The organism is Pseudomonas sp. PSB18, from assembly GCF_014596565.1.
Lineage (GTDB): Bacteria > Pseudomonadota > Gammaproteobacteria > Pseudomonadales > Pseudomonadaceae > Aquipseudomonas.
Genome location: NZ_NOIN01000003.1, coordinates 444,371 through 465,362 on the forward strand (window position 1 = coordinate 444,371; position 20,992 = coordinate 465,362).

The window sequence follows — 20,992 nt, forward strand, 5'->3', positions numbered from 1 at the left end:
TAATTCGATTACGCATAACGTAATTTGCTCGACAGCGACCGTCAAGCTATAAAGACGCCCATTCGCTTCCGGATCCAGCGCCTCCATGGAAACCCCGCTCAATAACGGCAAACAGAAAGTCCGCTCGGCCGAAGTCGGTACCGACATTCTCAAGGCCCTGGCCGAACTCTCCCCCTCCACGTCGCTGTCGCGCCTGGCCGAGCACGTGCAGATGCCGGCGAGCAAGGTTCATCGGTACCTGCAGGCCTTGATTGCCAGCGGTTTCGCCGAACAGAACACCGCCACCAACCATTACGGCCTGGGGCGCGAAGCCTTGCGGGTGGGCCTGGCGGCACTGAACGGCATGGACGTGCTGCAAGTGGCCGCCCTGCCCTTGGCGGAACTGCGGGACGACTTGAACGAAACCTGTTTCCTGGCGGTATGGGGCAATCACGGCGCGACCGTGGTACGGATCGAACCCGCCGTGCGCGCCGTGACCGTGGTGACGCAGTTGGGTTCGGTATTGCCGCTGCTCAGTTCGTCCACTGGACTGGTGTTCAGTGCCTATCTGCCGGAGCGCGAGACCATCGGGTTGCGAGAACAGGAAGTGGCGGGCATCAGCAATCATGCACTGGCCGACGACCGTGCCTACGCCACCCTGTGCGAGCAGATTCGCGAGCGAGGACTGCACCATGTGCATGGCTTGCTGATGCCGGGCGTGGATGCCTTGTCCGCGCCGGTCTTCAATGCCGTTGGCCAGGTAACGGCCGTCATGACCATCGTCGGCCCGACCTCGCTGTTCCATGCCGACGAAAACGGCCCGGCGGCCCAACGGCTGTTGGCCGCGACCCGGGCCGTGAGTTGGCGGATGGGGTATGAGTCCGGCTCAGGATCAGCTCAGTAAGTCCGGAACCATTCTGATCAGTAAGTCATTGATATGCGCGGTGGTCAGCCATGGATGCGGGTGCTCGTCGCTTTCACTGAAGGCAGCGGCATGAATGGCCTGGTGACTGCCTTGCGAGTGGTAAGGAATTTCATCCTGCTCGAAATGACTCAGCAGGTATTCGGCCAGCGGTTGAGAGGAGGACACCACTCGCTTGCCGAAGTCATGCGTGACGAAACTGGTGACATGGACCTCATCAAGATTCAAACCGGGCAGATGAATGTTCAACGCCCCGTGAATATCCTCGACCGTCAGAGGCTTGATCGCGCGCCAAGACAGATCCATTGAAGGTTTTTCGGCAAGGCTTGTCACAATGTCCGTGACGATGCGTTCAAACTCGATCAGATCCAGAGTCTTTACCCGGTCCTCGTCGGCGAAGGAATAACGCTTGTTGAACACATTACTGAGTCCTTGCGTGTAATGAGGCAGTACTTGTTCTTCGACGCAACCCAGCGCGACATCGAACAAGGTCTTGGAAGATTGAACCTCAGCGCTCGAAACATTGATCAGTGTCGTCAGATAGTTGGTATGGGGATTGATCCCACGCGCCTCCAGCGACTGGCCCAACAGTACCCGTACGGCAAAATCCACACGGGTTTTCTTGAGCGTAAAAAGCCTTTCAGCGTGAGAGGAAAACAACGGCGTATTCATAAGCATCCTTGTCTTGTCATGTGTTCGAACTTCCTGTTCGATCCGTTATTGATGTTCACCCAAGCAGGGCTCAACTGTTAAAGCGACCTGGTAAAACAACCCGTTTGACTTCAACAAGGTTGTTATACATCAGAACCCCCGCTTATCGCGAAAAGGCAAATGTAAGCGTGCGTGAAGAGTTGCAAACAGTTATCTCAGAACATTGTCCTGAGAACCGGACTTTTAATACCGAAACTAATCCATGACCCCCATGACCTTGGCCTTCGCCACCGCCTGGGTTCGTCGCTGCACTCCTAACTTGCTATGTATCCGCCGTGCATGGGTTTTTACCGTGTGCAGCGAAATGAACAAGCGCTCGGCAATTTGCTGATTGGAATGACCTTGGGCAATCAGCTCCAGGACTTCCAACTCTCGCTGGCTGAGCAAGGCGCCTTCGGCCACGACAGTCGGCTGTCCGAGGGGCTCGGCCGATTGTGCCCAACGCAACAGTTCCGGCTGGCGCAAGCGCAGCTCGCACAAGGCTTGCTGCGCACGCGAACAGGCAACTCGCTCCAGGCCTTCCTGCATCAGGACACGGGCCCGGGAATGATCGCCACACAGCCAGACGACCTCGGCCAGCGCCAGATGCAACTCGGTTTCCAGTCCCTGCATGCCACAGCGCTGCGCCTGGGCAATCATGAGCTCTAGCCGGGCCTGCGGATCCTGCGCCCGCTGCAGGTAGACCTCGGCCAGTACCAGCAGGTATTCAAGCCGCGGAATCAGTTCCAGGGTCGCCGGCGGTGCGTGTTTGGCCTGTGGGCCGCGAAAATGCCGCAAGACCCGGGTCAAGGCTTCATGGGCCAGCTCCGGGCGGCCTTGCTGCAACCAGAACTGGCAACTGGTCTGCAGCAATACACCGCGGTACACGGTATCGGGAATGTGTCGCTGCTGCATGACCCGCTCGGCTTCACGCAGTTGCACGAAGGCCTCGCCGTAGTCGTCCTGGTTGGCGGCCAGGCTGGCCTTGCCGAGAAAGCCATAAAGCACTTGTTTGTCCTGGCAGTGAAGACTCGTCTCCAGGCCCGTTTGAAATTGCTCCGCGGCCTGCTCCGCAAACCCCATCCGCAATGCCAGGCGCCCGCGGCGCAGGGCAATGCGCCCCAGCAACGGAGAAAAGTCCTGGCCTGGCTTTTCGAGCAGCCCCTGTACCGCACTCAACAGATGGTCGGCCCGGTGAGGTGCGCCACGTTGTTCCAGCACTTGGGCGTGATCCAGTTCCAGCACCCCCTCGAACACCAGCGAGCCTTGTGCTCGCGCCAGGCACAGCGCCTGGCGGTTGATCCATTGCGCCGACGCCAACTCGCCCCTGAGCAACGCCTGTTGTGTCAGCCCCGACTGGCACAGCAGCCGTGAAGCCCAGGCCTCCGGATCCAGGCTGTCCTGGGCCTGGAGAAAATGTTCGCTCGCCTGGTCACCCTCTCCTGACAGGTGCCACAACCAGCCACTGAGGACCTGCCACCGCGCAATCAATTGGCGCTGCTGGCAGGCCTTGGGTTGGGGTGCAAACCTGGCCAGTTGCTCGATACACGCCGATGCCTGATCGAAACGACCGGCGAACAGCAGCGCGGCCGTGACCAAACCCACCGATTGCGGGGTACCCAATGTCAGCGCTTCGCCCTGTCGATCATGCAAGTCCAGTAACAGCGCCACATTGCGACCTTGCAAGACATGCTCGAAGCTCAAGTGCTGCAAGAAACTCACGGCGGCCTCGAACTCTTCGGCCAACATCGCCTGCTCGAAGGCCATGGGCCAATCCTGCTCGGCCGCGAACCACTGGCAGGCCCGTCGATGCCAAGAGCGCCCTTGGGGCCAGGGCTCCTCACGCAACAGCCGGGCCAGGGCCGGGAATATCTGCAACCAGTCCGAGGACTGTTCCCACGGCTCGATAAAGCACCCCAGATCCTGCAACAAGGGAAGGCATTCCGCACCCACGGTGTCACCGAACAGATGCTCGCACAGCCGCGCATTGAAGCGCGGCAGATGGGCCAGCACGCGCCAGGCCTGTGCCAGGTCCGGGGTCAACGCGCTGAACAACTCGTGCTCCAGATAATCAAGCAAGGTACCGGGGCGCCCCGGCGATGCATGGCGGCGCGACCACTCGCAACGCTCAAGCAAAGCGATGCGCACACCGGCGCACCAGCCACCGCTGCGCTGTATCACCTCGCGGGCCGTACGGGTCGCCAGAGGGCCGGGCAGATGACCAAGCAATGGCTGAATATCGTCAGGGCCGAACACCAGCGCCTTCGCGTCGAACTCGTGCAGCTCGTCATCGAACAACAAGCGCAACCAGTTGCAGTGTGGGCGGCGGCGACCATTGAGCCACAGGTGCAGCGCCGGGCTGCTGGCGTTCAGCAGACGGTCGAGCAACTGGTCCAGCTCGGGATTAGGTACCCGGCAGTAATCATCCAGGAATAGCCAGGTCGGCGTCTGCAAGCGCGCCAGATGGGACAACAGCGCCGCCTCCTCCATCACCGGCAGGCCGAGGGTCTGCGCCAGTTGCTCGCACATCTGCTTCGCGTCCAACGCCGCCCCCCCAAGCGGCAGCCAGTGCAACCGACACCCAGCGGGCGCCTGGAGGAAACACTCGGCGAACAACGCACTCTTGCCACTGCCTGCCGGAGCGCAGAGCAGTTTTATCCGTGCTTCGGAAGTGAGCAGGGGCTCACTCAGGGACCGACGTGGCACATGCGTCGAGGACAGGCGGGGCAGCAATCCAGGACGGTCCGGACACGGGGTCATGGCGGTCATGTGCGAGGGTCCTTTTTATTGTTGTCTCACCACCCTAGCCCTGTGTCGCCGACCTTTGGAGAAGTATTCAGCGCGCTGATCGCGCCCCATAAGAAAACAACCGGAGGGATACCCTGCCGGTCGTTCAAATTACCTCGAATGAGCCACGCTTCTGTGGCGAGGGAGCTTGCTCCCGCTGGGCTACGAAGTAGCCCCAGAAATCTTGGGAGCGCTTCGCACTCCAGCGGGAGCAAGCTCCCTCGCCACAAGACCTCCCTCGCCACAAGTTACCTCGGCAGACGAAGTATCAACGAACCCCACTCGAACGCAGCGCCGCCGGCGTGTAGTCGGCTGCCCTGGCCTCGAAACCATACTCATAGCTGTGCTTCTCTTCGTTCTTCATGCCCAGCGCAATGTAGCGGCCGGCGATGATGTCGTAGAGCGTCTCGAGGGTGTAGGCGGGGTTCTGGTGGTCGTAATAGAACTGCGCATGCCCTTCGGCCACGCGCCACAATTGACCACGGCCGTCGTAGTGATCCACCAGCGCCGCCTGCCAGCTGTCTTCGTCGAAGTACATGTGGCGCTTGGCATAGATGTGCCGCTCATTGGGCTTGACCGTCCCGATCACTTCCCAGACCCGGTGCAACTCATAGCGGGTCAGGTCCTGGTTGATGTGACCGGCCTTGATCACGTCGTCGTACTTGAGGCTCGGTGAGTCGAGCTTGTAGCTGTTGTACGGAATGTACATTTCCTTCTTGCCGACCAACTGCCAGTCGTAGCGGTCCGGTGCACCGGAGAACAGGTCGAAGTTGTCGGAAGTACGCAACCCGTCGGCGGCGGTGCCCGGGCCGTCGTAGGCCACCTGCGGGGCACGGCGCACGCGGCGCTGGCCGGCGTTGTAGATCCAGGCCAGGCGCGGTTCCTTCACCTGGTCGAGGGTTTCATGCACCAGTAACACGTTGCCGGCCAGACGTGCGGGGGCGGTGACTTCCTGCTTGAAATAGGTCAGCACGTTGCTGGCTTTTTCCGGATCGGCGTCCTTGATCAGAGCCGGCACAGCGGCTTCTTCTTCGAAACGGATCGGTGTAAAGCTGCCGTTGGTCTGCGGTGTAGCCTGGGTGATGATGCGCCGCAGGTTGCCACCGTGATAACGGGTGATGTGGTTCCAGATGACTTCCACACCGTTTTTGGGAATCGGAAACGCGTAGTAGCGGTTGCCAGTGAAATTGGCCAGGCCGTTACCGTCGTTGATCGCGGTGACATTGAGCGCACTGCGCTTGGCCGACTCGTAGATTTCCGGCGGCAGCCCTACGCTGCGATGGGTCGGATAGACCGGAATCCTGTAGGTCTCCGGGTAGCGCTTGAACATCGCGACCTGGCCTTCGGAAAGCTTGTCCTTGTACTTGTCCACGGTCGCGGCGGTGATGATGAACAGTGGCTTCTCGTTGGCGAACGGATCCGCCAGGAAGCCCTTGCTGTCCACGGCACCGGCGTTTTTCGGGATACCACCGGTCCAGGCCGGAATCGAGCCATCGGCGTTACCCGCTTTCTCCGCTCCCAGCGGCGTCAGGCTGGTGCCCAGTTTGTTCGCCTCGTCCGGCGAGACCGCCGCCATCACGTTGGCAGCCAACAGGCTCAAGGCCAGGGCGCCGCATTGCAGGATCATCTTGCGCATAGGTTTTTCCTTGTCAGCCAGATCAGAAGTTCACGCCGAAGCTCAACGCGAGGAAGTCGCGATCCTTGAGAACGTTGTAGTCGCCGCCGAAAAAGTCGGTGTAGCTCAGGCTGGCGGTGTAGGTGTTGCGGTAGTCGGCATCGACGCCGAGGCTGACGGCCTTGGCACCTTCGTTGAACAGGCCGTTGGGACCGTAGCCGGCCACGTCATGGGACCAGGACATATTGGGCTTGAAGTTGATGCCGGCGACGACGTTGGAATAGTCGAGGATCGCCCGGGCGCGATAGCCCCATGAGGTCGAAGTGACGAAGCCATCGGTGTCACCGTTGAACCCGTATTGGCCGTAGACCGAATCGCGGCCGTAACGCAGCTTGTCCTTGGACTCCAGCCCACCGACATGCACCACCGCCGCCTCGCCCACCAGGGTCAGGCGGTCCGCGCCCAATACCTGATCGAAGAAGTGCGTCATGGTGCTCTGGATCTGGGTGATTTCCTTGCGACGGTAGCCGGTGTTGTCGGCACCCGCCCGAGTTGCAATAGGTGACGCCGCTCCACCGGCAATCGGGTTGAGCAAGGCCAGGGTCAGGTCGTTGGTATTGAGCTGTACCGGAGCGTTGGGGCGATAGCTGATTTCACCGGTCCATGCGGTGCCGGTGGGCAGCGTGGTGGAGAAGCTGGCGCCGTACAGGCGGATGTCCTCGGGGTATTCGAGGTAGTACTGACCGCGGCCCAACATTACGCTTTGCGCCAGGCCGGCACCGCTGCCCGGGGCCAGGCCATTGGCAGTCGCGATCATTCTCGGCAACGCCGCCAGGGTTGAGGCGCCCGCCGTCGTGGTGCCGACAGTAGGCGTGCGGCTGTGGTAATTCATGAAGTACAGGCCGTACTCGGTGTCGTCGCCGAGCCAACGCAACGCCGTGCCCCACTGGCCGGAGTCACGGGCATCACGGTCGCCGCCACGAGGAATGACCACGCCTTCGCTGGACACCTCGATCCCCTGGCCAAACGCCCGGGTCAGCGGCACGAACGGCGCAATGGCCGGGCTGCCCACGGTGTAGCCACTGGTGCAACCGTCCGCCACCACGTCATTGCCGAAGAACGTGCCGCAGTTATCGACCACCGTCTGGTCCCACTCAAGCTGGTAGAAACCCTCGACGGTGAGCTTGTCGGTCAGGCCCTGGGAGGCGAACAGCATGTTCACCGGAATCAGGCCTTCCTTGATCTCGGCACCCGGGCGGCGGAATGCGGACACGTCCACCGGGTTGATGCTGTTGATGGAGTTGCCGATGAAGGTACTCTCCCCCCAACTGACCACCTGCTTACCGGCACGCACGGTGCCCGGCAGATCGGCGATGGAATAGTTGTGATAGACGAAGGCATCGAGAATCTCCGCCCCCGAGGACTTGGCGCCTTCCTTGCGATTGCTGTCGCTGATGTCCTTGAACGGACGGCTTTCGTCCTTCAGCTCGAAGTCATACCAGTACTTGCCACGCACGAACACGCCGGTATCACCGTACTTGAGTTCGAGGTCGTGCAGCCCTTTGAAGATCTTCGAGAAGGTCTCGCCCTTCTTGAAATTCAGCCGCCCATCATCACCGGTGGAAGCCTGGCCCCGACCGCCGTTGACCGTGCCGATAAAGTCCTTGTTGGCATCGCTCATACCCCAGCTCGCGCCCACGGACAGCGAGGAGTCGAACTGGCCTTCGATCTCGCCAATGTTGAATGAAACGGCCTGGGCCTGGGCGCAGCAGCCCAAGGCCACCGCGACGGCCAGCGCCTGCGGCTTGAAGATGGCGCGCATTGTTATTGTTGTCATGCGTCTTCCCCGGTGAGTGACAGAGACTTCACCCTACTGCCGCCCGTCATGGGCGATAAGCGCACCAAGGAGGTATTCACGTTGTCGCTCGAAAGGATGAGTACCCGCACAAGACGGGGCTTTGCACACGCCATGGATGGGCTGGATAGTGGTCCATCAGTGCAATGCATGTTCGGCGCTTCGTTTCGACTGTTGCGCGCGCCGTAACAGTGCATGTCCGGATCCGGTCTGTTTCCCGATGCGCCCGATCCCTATGCTGGCCGGGCTTTCAGGGTAACGGGCCTGCAAGCACCCGCCATGGCATCCCTCACGCCTGGCGCACCGTCATTCGGATGGATCGCGTATCGGTCCATCATCCCGTGCTTACCGACGTTGGTTTGTGGCTCCTTTGCAACGTCATTTTCAGGCCGCTGCTTTTTGCAGCGGCTTTTTTTATGTCGATAGTTTCCAGACGGGTACCCAAGCTGACTTGAGTTCTGCGGCGCGGTTTTCTCCGGCGTGAGATTTCTTGTTTCCTACAACACCTTCGGAATCTCTCACCTGCCCAGCTTTCAGGATCGAATTTATAGTCTTTATTCATCGACTAGGGATGGATCAGACTCCTGAAAGGAAAGCTTTAATGAATACCATTGAGCAAATAATCAAGAATGAGCCATTAGAAGAAATCGTCACGGTATTTGCACTATTTAAAGCGCCCCCACATTTGGACATGATGATCAGACGCCATAAAATTGAGCTTATACAGCACGGTGAGCTTGAAAAAACCTACACTAAGCTTTTCAAAGCCGAGATCCTGGCAAGCGGCCAAAAAGGGCTCTGCATTAAAGGGCCTAACTGGAAAGCACCAAAATTCTTCCTTGAAAAAAGATACACCTAACCATTAGCCGCTGCCTGTACAGCGGCCTCTTTTTTCAGGTTATGAAACCCCATAAACCAAACGCCAATTCCTACAAAAAACCAAGATCCTCACTACAAGCCAATTTAAACATCATTGTTAGTCTGAAGTTAATCGAAGCGCGCAGCTTCGACCCCTTCAATTATCAATGAGCACATTTATGTACCCGATAAATTCCACCCGTTACCGTTCAAACAAAGGCCACAACAACCGCATTCGCTTTCTGGTCTTCCATTACACGGCCGCCAATTTCTCATCTTCCATCAGCGCACTGACCGGCGCCTCCGTCAGCGCCCATTACCTGGTTCCGGACTTCACTGACCCGAGTTATGCGCAAGCAGGTTTCAACGAGCCGCAGATTTTCAATCTGGTGGACGAGAACAAGCGTGCCTGGCACGCAGGGGTGAGCAGATGGGGTAATCGCAACAACTTGAACGACACGTCCATTGGTATCGAGATCGTCAACCTGGCCGCCGATCACCAGGGAACATTCACCTTCCCGCCCTACCCGCCACAGCAGATCGAAGCAGTAGAACAGTTGGCTCTCGACATACTCCGGCGTTATCCCGATATCAGCCCGGTCAATGTGGTGGCGCATTCGGACATCGCCGCCGGGCGCAAGAGTGACCCGGGGCCGATGTTTCCCTGGCACGCGTTGTATCGGAAAGGCATCGGCGCGTGGTTCGATGACAGCACGCAACAGTCTTTCCTGCAGGCCTACCGATGCACAGGCGTACCAACGCGGGAACATCTGCTGGGGCTGTTCAGGAAGTATGGGTATGACACGACAGCGGCCACCACGGGCACGGGTTTCCAGCGTCTGGTGCGCGCCTTCCAGTTGCACTTTCGTCCGGCGAAACATGACGGGGTGATGGACATCGAGACCGCGGCGAACCTGGCGGCCCTGGTAAAGAAGTACTTCCCCTGAGCACGGTTATCGTCGGCAACGACAACCGGCCCAGGCAATGACGGTTACACGGCGTAACGCTGCATGTTCGCCATCATTTCCTTCAACGCTTCCAAGTTGTCATTGGGATGCACCGCGTTGTCGAAATCGCAGATCTGTTGCCAATGGGCAGCAACGTCTTCGGGCGAGAAGCCCTTGCTTGGGTCGAATCCGACGCCGAGGCTGCGCTCCCAGCGAACCTTGCCCATCCAGCCGCCGCCCACTTCGAACAACCCGGAGGTTTCCTGGCAGGCTTCGCTGGCCAGGTACACCACCAGCGGGCTGACGAATTCGGGCTTGAGCTGTTCGAACACCTGCGGCGGCATCAGGCCTTCGGTCATGCGCGTGCCGCCGGTGGGGGCAATGGCGTTGACCAGGATGTTGTTTTTGCGGCCCTCGATAGCGAGGGTACGCGTCAGGCCATAAAGGCCAAGCTTGGCCATGCCGTAGTTGGATTGGCCGAAGTTGCCGTAGATGCCGGACGTGGAGGCCGTGAAGATTACCCGGCCATAGTTCTGCTCGCGCAGGTGCGGCCAGGCGGCACGGGTGACTTTGTACGCGCCTTCGACGTGGACGCGGTAGACCAGGTCCCAATCGGCGTCGTCCATTTTGTGAAAGGTCTTGTCCCGCAGGATGCCGGCGTTGTTCACCACTACATCGATCCGGCCAAACGCGTCGAGGGCGTTTTGCACAAGTTTGTCGCCATCGGTGACGGAATCGTGGTTCGCCTCGGCGATGCCCCCGGCTTCGCGGATTTCAGCGACCACCCGATCCGCCGCCGAGGCATTGGCCCCCTCCCCCTGAGCGGAGCCGCCGAGGTCATTGACCAGCACCTTGGCGCCTTGCCTGGCGAACAGCAGCGCATGGGCCCGCCCCAGCCCACCGCCGGCTCCCGTGACGATCACCACTTTATCTTCGAAGCGCACAGATTCACTCATGGGCAGAACTCCAGCAGGCCGAGGATTTAAAGCCAGAGTGTCAGGCACGAGGCTGACGGTCACAATCAACACGGTTGAGAGTGAATGGTAGGCGATAAGGTGAGGGGATGATGCGGGTACGAGATTCAACCCGAACCGGGTTCGGCGGCACATCCAACTTCCATGCAAGCTGACCCACTGCTATCGCGAGCAGGCTCGCTCCCACAGGGGATGGGCGGTGGACGCTGGTATCGGATTCACCCCGGACAGGGTGGGAGCGAGCCTGCTCGCGATAGGAAGCCGCCAGTCACAGACATTTCACCGAGGCCCGCAGTTGCGCCGGCTCCGCTAGGTTTTCACGGAACGCCAGGTAATGCTTGAGCACCTGCACTGGGGCTTCGGTCTGTGGGTAATGACCGATATCGGGCAGCAGTACCGTATCCGCATTCGGGATCAGGGCCTCGTACCTCGCCACCATGTGCGCGCCGGAAATCGGATCGAACGCCCCGTCGATCACCCGCATCGGTACCTCGCCGCGCTGCATCGCCTGTACCCAGCGATCACGCTGTACGCGACGTTCGGGAATGTAGCGGATGAGTTTGTGCATGATCCGTGGTCCGTCGTGGTTTTTCACCAGACTCCAGTAATCATCCAGTTCACTTTCGCTGGGGCCACGCCAGGGGCCAAAGATCTGCCGAAAATTCCTGGCCAGGCCTTCGCGTGAAAACGCGCGACCTACCAGCCAGCCCAACGGACTGAGCAACAACTTCTGCGCCAGCACCGGACGATGGGTTTCCGGAAACAGACCCCCATTGAGAAACACACAACTGGCGATTTCGATGCGTGCCTCACAATGCCGGGCGATCAGCTCCTGGGCCACGCTGTCACCATAATCGTGGGCCAGAATGTGAACCGCTTGCCGCTCATCCAGATGCGCCAGCAATGCCTGCTGCAGATCCGCCTGCTCCAGCAGGCTATAGACGTGATCCGTCGGCTTGGCAGAGTCGCCAAAACCGAGCATGTCGCAAGCGATCACACGATAACGCTGTGCCAGCGGCTGCCACAGGTAATGCCAGTCCCAACTGGCCGTGGGGAAACCGTGGATCAACAGCAACGGCTCGCCATGCCCCGCCACCCAATACCGGATGGTGTGGCCCCGAAACAGGAAGGTCTGGCCGCGCTGGCGCCAGATACGCAGCGGAATCTGGACCATGGGCATCAGTGTCTGTAACCCGGGTTTTGTTGGTCGAGCTTGCGCAGCAACGCCGGCCAGGCCAGCGCCCCCCCCATGCCCTGGGCGCTTTTGGTAACCCCGGCAATCATCGCCCGGGCACCGGCCAATATGTTCGGCTCGATGGTTATCAGCTCAGTCCCGCCGTTCTGCGCCAGCACCTGAATGTCACAGGCCCGCTGGAAAGTGAACATCATCAGGAAGGTATCGGCGATGGTGCCACCGCATGTCAGCAGCCCATGGTTGTGCAGCATCAGGAAGTTGCTGTCCCCCAGGTCCGCCTGCAAGCGGGCCTTCTCTTCATGATTCAGGGCCACGCCTTCATAAGCGTGGTAGGCGAGACTCGACAGCACGAACAACGACTGTTGGCTGATCGGCAACACACCTTGTTTCTGTGCCGATACCGCCACACCGGCAGCGGTATGGGTGTGCAGCACGCAGGCGACATCGCCCCGTACCTCGTGCACCGCACTGTGGATGGTGTAGCCGGCCGGGTTGATTTCGTAGGGGCTGTCCATCAGCTTATGGCCGGCCTGATCGACCTTGACCAGGCTCGACGCAGTGATTTCGTGAAACATCATCCCGAATGGGTTGATCAGAAAGTCCTCGGTGCCGGGAACCTTCGCAGAAATATGGGTGAAAATGAGGTCATCCCAGCCATGCAGCGCGACCAGCCGGTAACAGGCGGCAAGATCGATACGGGTTTGCCATTCAGCGGCACTGACCTGGTCCTTGATGCTGAGTGTCGGTTGGATGGGCGCTATGCTCACGGCTCTGACCTCGGGCTTATCGTTATAGGTTTGGCACAAGAGAATAAGTCTAGTCAGCCCTTGCCGGGACGGTAGTTGCCTTGGCAGCCAGCTTAATGGCCGAGCGGGTCATCCCCGGGGAACCCGCCGCCGCCATCAACCACGCAACGCGTCGATCAACTCACCCAACCAGGGTTCGGCATCGGCTTCCGGGGTGACGCTTTCACTGGCATCCAGGCGCAACATCGGCAATACCTCGCGCACCCCCAGTTCGGCGAACAATTCGCGCATCTGCTCGCCACCGCCGCAGAAGGTGTCGCCATAATTGGCATCTCCCAGGCCGATCACCGCACCGGGCAGGCTACGAAAGAACGCCGGCAGTTGATCACGGATTGTCGAATACAGCGGCATCAAATTATCCGGCAACTCGCCCATGCCGGTGGTGGATGTCACCGCCAACACGGCCTGCGGGCCGAATGCCTGGATATCAGCCAGGGTTGCCCGCGGATTGTGCAGGGTTTCAAAGCCTGCATCATCGAGCAGCTTGGCAGCGTGTCGAGCGACTTCTTCAGCGGTGCCGTACACCGAGCCGGAAAGGATGGCGACTTTCATCAATCTGGTCCTGAGCCTGAATAAAAGAGAAGCGTGATAGTAACAGGCCGAGCCGCAGGGCTACGATTGACGCTCGACAAGCACTAATGGCCAGTAGACATCGAATCAGGTTCTTCGAATAATGCGGTACTTACATGGGCTATAAAAGGACTCGCTCCATGATCAATGCGCAACTGATGCAACTGGTGATAAATGCTTCCAATGACGGAATCGTCATCGCCGAAAAGGAAGGCGAAGATAATATTCTGATCTACGTGAATCCGGCCTTCGAACGGCTGACCGGTTATAGCCGCGACGAAATCCTTTATCAGGATTGCCGTTTCCTGCAATCGGGCGATCGCGATCAACCCTCCCTGAAGCGAATTCGCGAAACCCTGGATCAAGGCGGTGCTTGTCGGGAAATCCTTCGCAACTATCGCAAGGACGGCACGCCGTTCTGGAATGAGTTGTCGCTGTCCACGGTAAAGAACGAGGCGGACGGCCATACCTATTTCGTGGGCGTGCAAAAAGATGTGACGGCCCAGGTCAAGGCACAACAACGTGTCGTCCAGTTGGAAAAGGCATTGGCCGAAGCCCATGCCACGATTGCTCGGCTCGATGCGACGAACGGCGCAAACCAAACGACGAATTAACGGTCATTCACTACAATCACCAGTGAAAACGCAAAATCATTTCGAGCAGACCATGCAACGTGACGCCCTTCTGACTCAGGATGAGTTGGACTTTATCCGGACCATGCAACACATCCCGCAATTGAATGAACGGGACGTGACGTCCAGCCTGTTGGTCAATAGCGGGTCGCAGATCCGCGACTTGCTGACGCGTCTGGCGGCCAATGAGCAGGTGACGCTGCAAGCCAACTTCGAAAACCAGCAAATGACCTTCCCGTTGCAGCTTGTGGAGGATGAATTCCACGCGATGCACCTGCGCCTGGGTGTACCGAGTATCTACGAGGACGGACCCAAAGTGCGCCCATGGCGCCTGACCCTCGAAGAGCCGGTGGCACTGGAAAACGCCAAGGGCCAGCCAGGGTCTTTGTGGGTCCACGAAGTGTCTTGCAAGGGTGTACTGCTGGAAAACCGCAACCGTACCAAGCCACCGAAGCAGTTCGTCCTGTGGTTCAGCCCGTCAGGCTACGAAAGGATTTCGTTGCGCGGCACCTTCGAACGGGAAACCGAGCAAGGCTTGTATGCCTACCATTTGAATCAGAACGACCAGGATGAAACCGAACGCCTGCGTCAGTACATCCTCCAGCAGCATCGCCTGTCTCACCCGGCCATGCATCTCTAATCTCTAGTTACTGGAATTGGCCACACAGGTCACCTAGGTGTCCAGGTTACCTGCCAGCAGCTGGCGCAAGCGCTGGCGAATCACTGCTCCGTCATTGCCCAGGCAACCGATCGACGACCCTGCCAGGCTTTCCTGCATCAGATCGGACGCGTCACCGGCCAGCATCAATGGGCAATCCAGGCTCATCGCCAATCTGTTCAGACGCTTGGGCAATTCGGCGACCGGCGCATGGTTGGATACCAGTACCAGCGCCAAAGGTTGAGTCTTCTGGCATACCAGGGTCAGTTCGTCGAACGGCTGGCCGACGGTCATCAACCTGATCCCCACTTCCGCCTTCGACACATACAGTGCCGTCACCAGCAACTCCAGCTCACGGCACTGGCCGGCAATGGCACTCACCAGTACGCGTCGCGACTGATCCTCGCGCTTGAGCAAGAGCCGTTGCGCAACACGCGAGCGCAGGAATCCATCGAAAAACAGCCATTCGCTGGTCTGCCCGAACTCCTGCTGACGTTGCAGCAGTTGCCGCCAGAGTGGCATCAGGATGCGCTGAAATACAATCGGCACCGCGTAGCTGGAAAAAATCTGCCCATAGATGCGATCCAGCTCTACATCGTCAAAGTTGGCGACCGCGACCGCGACCTGGCGCTGCCATTGTGCATAGTCGACCCTCACCAGATCCGTTGAAATCAACGTAGAAACCGGTTGCAACGATGCAGTCTTGCTCAGGATCTTGCTGATTTTACTGACGGCGACCCCACGTTCGATCCAGGCAAGGATGCTGCGGACCTTCTCGATATCGCCCAGGGAATACAGGCGATGACCGCTTTCGGTACGTGTCGGCTGGATCAGACCGTAGCGACGCTCCCATGCGCGCAGGGTCACAGGGTTCACTCCGGTCAGTCGCGAGACTTCACGGATGGGAAACAGGTCTTCGCGCTCCAGGCCCGCTGCCGCTTGGATAACGAACTGATCGTCGGTGATTACGCTCATTTTTTACCCAACAGGCCCGGTTGGCAAATTGGATCCCAGTTTACTCCCTCATGGTCGTATGATGACAAGAGCAAATCATTCAGATATTCAGATATGTTGTTTTTTGTAACAAAAAAACACTCACAGATATGCCTGCCATGACAAATTCCTGAAAGGCAGTCCAACCTATCGGTTCAGCACTACAAATAGGTACATCTGTGTAGTCGCTGATATAGTTTCGCCTCTGCCGTGAACCGAGCCAGTCCATGCCCAGTACCGACGCCCCGATCCTGCTCACCGGCGCAGCCCAGCGTGTCGGCTTGCACTGTGCCCAGCGATTGCTGGAAGACGGTCATCCGGTGATCGTCACTTATCGCACCGAACGTCCAGGTGTGCAGACGCTCCGGGATCTGGGGGCGACCGCGATGTTTGCCGACTTTTCCAGCGAAGGCGGGATCCTGGCCTTTATCGAACAACTCAAGCAACACACAGACCGGCTGCGGGCCATTGTGCACAACGCCTCGGCATGGCTGGTCGAAACGCCAGGTGATGAAGCGGCGGCTTTCAATGCCATGTTCGGCGTGCACATGCTTGCGCCGTACCTGATCAACTTGCATTGTGCCGAGCTGCTGCAGCGCTCGGCTCCCGCAGATATCGTGCATATCAGCGACGACGTAACCCGCAAGGGCAGCAGCAAACACATCGCTTATTGCGCCACCAAGGCCGGACTCGACAGCCTGACCCTGTCGTTCGCGGCGAAGTTCGCACCGGCGATCAAGGTCAATGGTATTGCGCCGGCCCTGCTACTGTTCAAGGTCGAAGACGACGCGGCCTATCGCGCCAGGACCCTGGCCAAGTCGGCGCTGGGCATCGAACCCGGTAGCGAAGTCATCTACCAGAGCCTGCGGTACCTGCTGGACAACCCCTATGTCACCGGCACGACCCTGACCGTCAACGGCGGGCGGCACGTCAAATAGCCTTGCTGCGAGGATCCATCATGGCGCTATCCCTGCCTCAGAATTACCGCGAGATCCTCATCGGCCTGGGTGAAGATCCGGAGCGCGAAGGCCTGCTGGACACGCCGGTTCGCGCCGCCAAGGCCATGCAGTACCTTTGTCATGGGTATGAGCAAAGCGTCGAACAAATCGTCAACGGCGCCTTGTTCGATTCGGACAGCGACGAGATGGTGATCGTCGCCGACATCGAACTCTATTCCCTGTGCGAACATCATTTGCTGCCCTTCATCGGCAAGGCGCATGTGGCTTATATTCCTACAGGCAAGGTCCTGGGGCTGTCGAAGATCGCCCGGCTGGTGGACATGTTCGCCCGCCGCCTGCAGATCCAGGAAAACCTCACCCGGCAAATCGCCGCCGCGGTGCAACAGGTGACCCAGGCCGCCGGTGTCGCGGTGGTCATCGAGGCCCAGCACATGTGCATGATGATGCGCGGTGTCGAAAAACAGAACTCGACCATGAACACTTCAGTGATGCTCGGGGCTTTTCGCGAATCCAGCACCACTCGCCAGGAATTCCTGCAATTGATTCGACGGAGCAAGTAAATGCCACAACTTCAGCCAGCCATGGCGCGCATCCGGGTCAAGGACCTGCGCCTGCGCACTTTCATCGGGATCAACGAGGATGAAATCCTCAACAAGCAGGATGTCCTGATCAACCTGACCATCCTCTACCCGGCACAGGAAGCGGTACGCGACAACGACATCGATCACGCGCTGAACTACCGCACCATCACCAAGGCGATCATCGCCCACGTGGAAGGCAATCGCTTCGCTCTGCTGGAACGCCTGACCCAGGAGCTGCTGGATCTGGTCATGACCAACGAGTCGGTGCAATACGCCGAAGTCGAAGTCGACAAACCCCACGCCTTGCGTTTTGCCGAGTCGGTGTCGATCACTTTGGCGGCCAGCCGAGCGACTGCGTAGCCGCTACAGGCTTCAAGCTGTAAGCTTCAAGCCTGACCGCAATCCATTTGCAGCTTGAAGCTTGTCCCTTGAAGCTGTCTTGCAGAGACCGCCATGAACGACCAACAACGCCTCGAACTCGAAGCCGCCGCTTTCCGTCGGCTGGTTGCCCACCTGGACAGCCGCAAGGATGTGCAGAACATCGACCTGATGAACCTCGCCGGCTTCTGCCGCAACTGTCTGTCCAAGTGGTACAAGGCCGCGGCCGACGAACGCCATATCGAGGTCAGCCTCGATGACGCCCGTGAACGGGTCTATGGCATGCCGTACGCCGAATGGAAAGCCCAATACCAGCAAGAAGCCAGCGCCGAACAGCAAGCGGCGTTCGCCAAAGGAAAACCCGATGCCTGATCTGAAAACCCTGCGTACCCGTCTCCAGAGCGGCGAACACGCTTTCGCCGATACCCTGGCCTTCATCAACGATGGCTATGACTATCAGCCTCAGGCTTTCACCAACGGCAACGTGGAGAACGCCGCCGGGCAGAACGAGGGCTCCTGCAAGACCCTCGGCCTGGCCTTGCTCGAAGGCTTGAGCGACGAAGAAGCGCTGCTGGCGTTCGGAGAACATTACCGCTCGGTGCTGAACACTCCCGACGGCAGCGACCACGGCAATATCCGCGCGCTGATGGTCCACGGGCTGGCGGGCGTGAAGTTCGCGGCCCAGCCCCTGCAACGCCGCTGATCCCCGCCTGTGGCGAGGGGATTCATCCCCGCTGGACTGCGAAGCAGGCCCTAACTGCCAACCCAGGCGTGTCAGGTTGATCGCGATTGGCGCCTGGGGCTGCTTCGCAGCCCAGCGGGGATAAATCCCCCCGCCACAGGTACTTCGTTTCCCTTGGCATTGGCACACATCCCGACTTTTAAGATTGACCCGGCAACTTTATTTCGTTTGCCGGCCCCCTTCGCTCGCAGCTTGAATAGCGCACGCCTTCTTCCCTTGCGAGCCGTCCTTCATGAGCAGCGAAACCATCAGCCAATCGATTTCCATCGTGCACCCCGTCAGCCTCAGTCACGGCAGAAACGCCGAGGTCTGGGACACCGACGGCAAGCGCTACATCGACTTCGTAGGTGGCATCGGCGTGTTGAACCTCGGCCATTGCCATCCGCGCGTCGTCGAGGCTATTCGCGAGCAGGCCACCCGGTTGACCCACTACGCCTTCAACGCCGCCCCCCATGCGCCTTATATCGAATTGATGAAGCGGCTGACAGCGTTTGTCCCGGTGGACTATCCCATCAGCGGCATGCTCACCAACAGCGGCGCTGAGGCTGCGGAAAACGCCTTGAAGATCGTGCGCGGGGCCACAGGCCGCACCGCCGTCATCGCCTTCGACGGCGGCTTCCACGGGCGCACCCTGGCCACTCTCAACCTCAACGGCAAAGTCGCGCCCTACAAACAGAAAATCGGCGTGCTGCCCGGGCCGGTCTATCACCTGCCCTACCCGAGCCAGGACAACGGCGTGACCTGCGCAGAAGCCTTGCAGGCCATGGAGCGGCTGTTCAGTGTGGAGATCGACGTCAACGATGTGGCCTGCTTCATCGTCGAACCGGTACAGGGCGAGGCGGGCTTCCTGGCACTGGACATCCCTTTCGCCCAGGCTTTGCGGCAGTTCTGCGACGACAAAGGCATCGTGCTGATCATCGATGAAATCCAGTCCGGTTTCGGGCGCACCGGCCAGCGTTTTGCGTTCTCGCGACTGGGTATCGAGCCCGACCTGATCCTGCTGGGCAAGAGTATTGCCGGCGGTGTCCCGCTGGGGGCGGTGGTGGGACGCAAGGCTCTGCTGGACAACCTGCCCAAGGGTGGCTTGGGCGGCACCTATTCCGGCAACCCCATCGCCTGTGCCGCCGCATTGGCGACCCTGGAGGAAATGACTGACGCTCACCTGCACGCCTGGGGCAAGCAACAGGAAGAGGCGATTGTCAGCCGCTACGAATCATGGCGCCGCCAGGGGCTGACGCCGTTCCTGGGCCGCCTGACGGGTGTCGGCGCAATGCGCGGCATCGAACTGGCCCATGCCGACGGTACCCCGGCAGCGGCGCAGTTGACCCAGTTGCTGGCCCTGGCACGGGACGCAGGTCTGCTGCTGATGCCCAGTGGCAAGTCGCGCCACATCATCCGCTTGCTGGCTCCGTTGACGACCGAATCGGCGGTGCTGGAGGAAGGCCTGGATATTCTCGAAGCGTGCCTGGCGAAGCTGAGCTGAACAGACCACACAAAACACTGTGGGAGCGAGCCCGCTCGCGAAGGCGGTGGATCAGTCAACATTATGCTGACTGACCCACCGCTATCGCGAGCAGGCTCGCTCCCACAGGTGCTTCGCTTGCCCTCGGGCTGAAATCAGAACGAAGCGTTCTGCAAGCCGTCCAGGTAACGCTCAGTGTCCAGGGCCGCCATGCAGCCGGCGCCAGCCGAGGTGATGGCCTGGCGGTAAACGTGGTCGGCCACGTCACCGGCAGCGAAAATGCCTTCGACGCTGGTGGCGGTGGCATTGCCGTCGCGGCCGCCCTTGACCACCAGGTAACCGTCCTTGAGTTCCAACTGACCTTCGAACAACGAGGTGTTCGGCGTGTGGCCAATGGCGATGAAGACGCCGTCGACCTTGATTTCGTCAAAGCTGCCGTCGTTGTTTTTCAGGCGGGCACCGGTCACACCCATGTTGTCACCCAGCACTTCGTCCAGGGTGGCATTGAGCTTGAGGATGATCTTGCCTTCGGCCACGCGGGCATTGAGCTTGTCGATCAGGATCTTCTCGGCGCGGAAGGTTTCGCGACGGTGGATCAGGGTGACCGTGCTGGCGATGTTGGCCAGGTACAGCGCTTCCTCGACAGCGGTATTGCCGCCACCGACCACTGCCACCGGCTTGTTGCGGTAGAAGAAACCGTCGCAGGTGGCGCAGGCGGAAACGCCCTTGCCCATGAAAGCCTCTTCCGACGGCAGGCCCAGGTAACGGGCGCTGGCACCGGTGGCGATGATCAGGGCGTCGCAGGTGTAGGTCGCGCTGTCGCCGGTCAGGGTGTACGGCTTGGCGGCGAAATCCACGGCATTGATGTGGTCGAAGACGATCTCTGTCTCGAAGCGCTCAGCGTGCTCTTTCATGCGCTCCATCAACGCCGGACCGGTCAGGCCATGGACATCGCCCGGCCAGTTGTCGACTTCGGTGGTGGTGGTCAGTTGACCGCCGGCCTGCATGCCGGTGATCAGCAGAGGCTTGAGGTTGGCACGGGCCGCATAGACCGCGGCGCTGTAACCGGCAGGGCCGGAACCGAGAATAATGACCCGCGAATGACGAACTTCAGACATGACCTGCTCCAGTTGACCAGCCCTTGGGGCCGGAGCGCCGGGTGAGCGGCGGGAATAAAAAAAGACCGTTGATGCACTTGGGGAAGGCTTTGGTTCGACGGCCCTGAAAAGAATGGGTGCAGCGTATCGAGGGAGCGAAGATTAAGGAAATACGGTTTAACAATCCAGCTCATAGGTGAGTTCTATATCGGGTGGAGCGTTCAATAGAGCCGTCTGTTCGATAAACCTGTTACACGCCGTGTAGACGCTTTCCCGCGCCGGGCAAAGCCGG

Annotated in this window: 21 protein-coding genes; 11 read left to right on the forward strand and 10 right to left on the reverse strand. The window is 59.6% G+C overall.

Annotated features, from left to right (window positions below):
* Positions 1-85: 85 nt before the first annotated feature.
* Complete coding sequence (locus CGA22_RS09810; protein WP_041022380.1) at positions 86-883, forward strand: IclR family transcriptional regulator; 798 nt, start codon at positions 86-88, stop codon at positions 881-883.
* On the opposite strand, the gene CGA22_RS09815 is transcribed toward CGA22_RS09810, so the two are convergent.
* The 4 genes from CGA22_RS09815 to CGA22_RS09830 form a co-directional block, all read right to left on the reverse strand.
* Positions 872-1,573 carry a hypothetical protein gene (locus CGA22_RS09815; protein ID WP_041022381.1) on the reverse strand — a complete coding sequence of 234 codons (702 nt, stop codon included), beginning with the start codon at positions 1,571-1,573 and terminating at the stop codon, positions 872-874. The two genes, CGA22_RS09810 and CGA22_RS09815, sit on opposite strands and share 12 nt — an antisense overlap.
* A gap of 234 nt (positions 1,574-1,807) precedes the next feature.
* Positions 1,808-4,360: a helix-turn-helix transcriptional regulator gene (locus CGA22_RS09820; protein ID WP_041022382.1), complete on the reverse strand. Its 2,553-nt coding sequence runs from the start codon at positions 4,358-4,360 to the stop codon at positions 1,808-1,810.
* Positions 4,361-4,646: 286 nt separating this feature from the next.
* Positions 4,647-6,014: a DUF1329 domain-containing protein gene (locus CGA22_RS09825; RefSeq protein WP_041022383.1), complete on the reverse strand. Its 1,368-nt coding sequence runs from the start codon at positions 6,012-6,014 to the stop codon at positions 4,647-4,649.
* A 22-nt stretch (positions 6,015-6,036) separates the two neighbouring features.
* Positions 6,037-7,830, reverse strand: a complete 1,794-nt coding sequence (locus CGA22_RS09830) for a DUF1302 domain-containing protein (RefSeq protein WP_041022384.1) — start codon at positions 7,828-7,830, stop codon at positions 6,037-6,039.
* A gap of 619 nt (positions 7,831-8,449) precedes the next feature.
* Here CGA22_RS09830 and CGA22_RS09835 point away from each other — a divergent pair.
* Together CGA22_RS09835 and CGA22_RS09840 are read left to right on the forward strand one after the other, a co-directional pair.
* On the forward strand, positions 8,450-8,707 hold the full coding sequence (locus CGA22_RS09835) for a hypothetical protein (RefSeq protein WP_041022385.1): 258 nt from the start codon (positions 8,450-8,452) through the stop codon (positions 8,705-8,707).
* Positions 8,708-8,885: 178 nt separating this feature from the next.
* Positions 8,886-9,653: an N-acetylmuramoyl-L-alanine amidase gene (locus tag CGA22_RS09840; RefSeq protein WP_041022386.1), complete on the forward strand. Its 768-nt coding sequence runs from the start codon at positions 8,886-8,888 to the stop codon at positions 9,651-9,653.
* Between the two features lie 44 nt (positions 9,654-9,697).
* Here CGA22_RS09840 and CGA22_RS09845 read toward each other — a convergent pair whose 3' ends face one another.
* From CGA22_RS09845 to CGA22_RS09860, 4 genes are all read right to left on the reverse strand, one after another.
* Complete coding sequence (locus CGA22_RS09845; protein WP_041022387.1) at positions 9,698-10,609, reverse strand: SDR family oxidoreductase; 912 nt, start codon at positions 10,607-10,609, stop codon at positions 9,698-9,700.
* Positions 10,610-10,895: 286 nt separating this feature from the next.
* A complete protein-coding gene (locus tag CGA22_RS09850) occupies positions 10,896-11,807 on the reverse strand; it encodes an alpha/beta fold hydrolase (protein ID WP_041022388.1) in 912 nt (303 codons plus the stop codon).
* On the reverse strand, positions 11,807-12,589 hold the full coding sequence (locus CGA22_RS09855) for a class II aldolase/adducin family protein (protein WP_041022389.1): 783 nt from the start codon (positions 12,587-12,589) through the stop codon (positions 11,807-11,809). Before CGA22_RS09855 ends, CGA22_RS09850 begins: the two co-directional genes overlap by 1 nt.
* Before the next feature lie 135 nt (positions 12,590-12,724).
* Positions 12,725-13,180, reverse strand: a complete 456-nt coding sequence (locus tag CGA22_RS09860; RefSeq protein ID WP_188258559.1) for a flavodoxin — start codon at positions 13,178-13,180, stop codon at positions 12,725-12,727.
* A 158-nt stretch (positions 13,181-13,338) separates the two neighbouring features.
* Here CGA22_RS09860 and CGA22_RS09865 point away from each other — a divergent pair, with 158 nt between their 5' ends.
* Together CGA22_RS09865 and CGA22_RS09870 are read left to right on the forward strand one after the other, a co-directional pair.
* Positions 13,339-13,812: a PAS domain-containing protein gene (locus CGA22_RS09865; protein ID WP_041022391.1), complete on the forward strand. Its 474-nt coding sequence runs from the start codon at positions 13,339-13,341 to the stop codon at positions 13,810-13,812.
* Between the two features lie 52 nt (positions 13,813-13,864).
* Positions 13,865-14,470: a hypothetical protein gene (locus CGA22_RS09870; RefSeq protein ID WP_041022392.1), complete on the forward strand. Its 606-nt coding sequence runs from the start codon at positions 13,865-13,867 to the stop codon at positions 14,468-14,470.
* A 33-nt stretch (positions 14,471-14,503) separates the two neighbouring features.
* On the opposite strand, the gene CGA22_RS09875 is transcribed toward CGA22_RS09870, so the two are convergent.
* A complete protein-coding gene (locus tag CGA22_RS09875) occupies positions 14,504-15,463 on the reverse strand; it encodes a MerR family transcriptional regulator (RefSeq protein ID WP_041022393.1) in 960 nt (319 codons plus the stop codon).
* A gap of 245 nt (positions 15,464-15,708) precedes the next feature.
* Between CGA22_RS09875 and folM the strand changes: the two genes are divergently transcribed.
* From folM to CGA22_RS09905, 6 genes are all read left to right on the forward strand, one after another.
* The gene (folM, locus tag CGA22_RS09880) at positions 15,709-16,419 is read left to right on the forward strand and encodes a dihydromonapterin reductase (protein WP_041022394.1); all 711 of its coding nucleotides are present in this window, start codon (positions 15,709-15,711) and stop codon (positions 16,417-16,419) included.
* Positions 16,420-16,439: 20 nt separating this feature from the next.
* Entirely contained in the window at positions 16,440-17,000 is a 561-nt protein-coding gene (gene folE, locus CGA22_RS09885; protein WP_041022395.1) for a GTP cyclohydrolase I FolE, read from the forward strand.
* Positions 17,001-17,381 carry a dihydroneopterin triphosphate 2'-epimerase gene (gene folX, locus CGA22_RS09890; protein WP_041022396.1) on the forward strand — a complete coding sequence of 127 codons (381 nt, stop codon included), beginning with the start codon at positions 17,001-17,003 and terminating at the stop codon, positions 17,379-17,381.
* Between the two features lie 93 nt (positions 17,382-17,474).
* Positions 17,475-17,771, forward strand: a complete 297-nt coding sequence (locus tag CGA22_RS09895) for a DUF1244 domain-containing protein (RefSeq protein WP_041022397.1) — start codon at positions 17,475-17,477, stop codon at positions 17,769-17,771.
* Entirely contained in the window at positions 17,764-18,102 is a 339-nt protein-coding gene (locus CGA22_RS09900) for a HopJ type III effector protein (RefSeq protein ID WP_041022398.1), read from the forward strand. The genes CGA22_RS09895 and CGA22_RS09900 overlap by 8 nt, the downstream gene beginning before the upstream one ends.
* A gap of 271 nt (positions 18,103-18,373) precedes the next feature.
* A complete protein-coding gene (locus tag CGA22_RS09905; RefSeq protein WP_041022399.1) occupies positions 18,374-19,624 on the forward strand; it encodes an aspartate aminotransferase family protein in 1,251 nt (416 codons plus the stop codon).
* A gap of 134 nt (positions 19,625-19,758) precedes the next feature.
* On the opposite strand, the gene trxB is transcribed toward CGA22_RS09905, so the two are convergent.
* Complete coding sequence (trxB, locus tag CGA22_RS09910; RefSeq protein ID WP_003205459.1) at positions 19,759-20,721, reverse strand: thioredoxin-disulfide reductase; 963 nt, start codon at positions 20,719-20,721, stop codon at positions 19,759-19,761.
* Positions 20,722-20,992 lie beyond the last annotated feature (271 nt).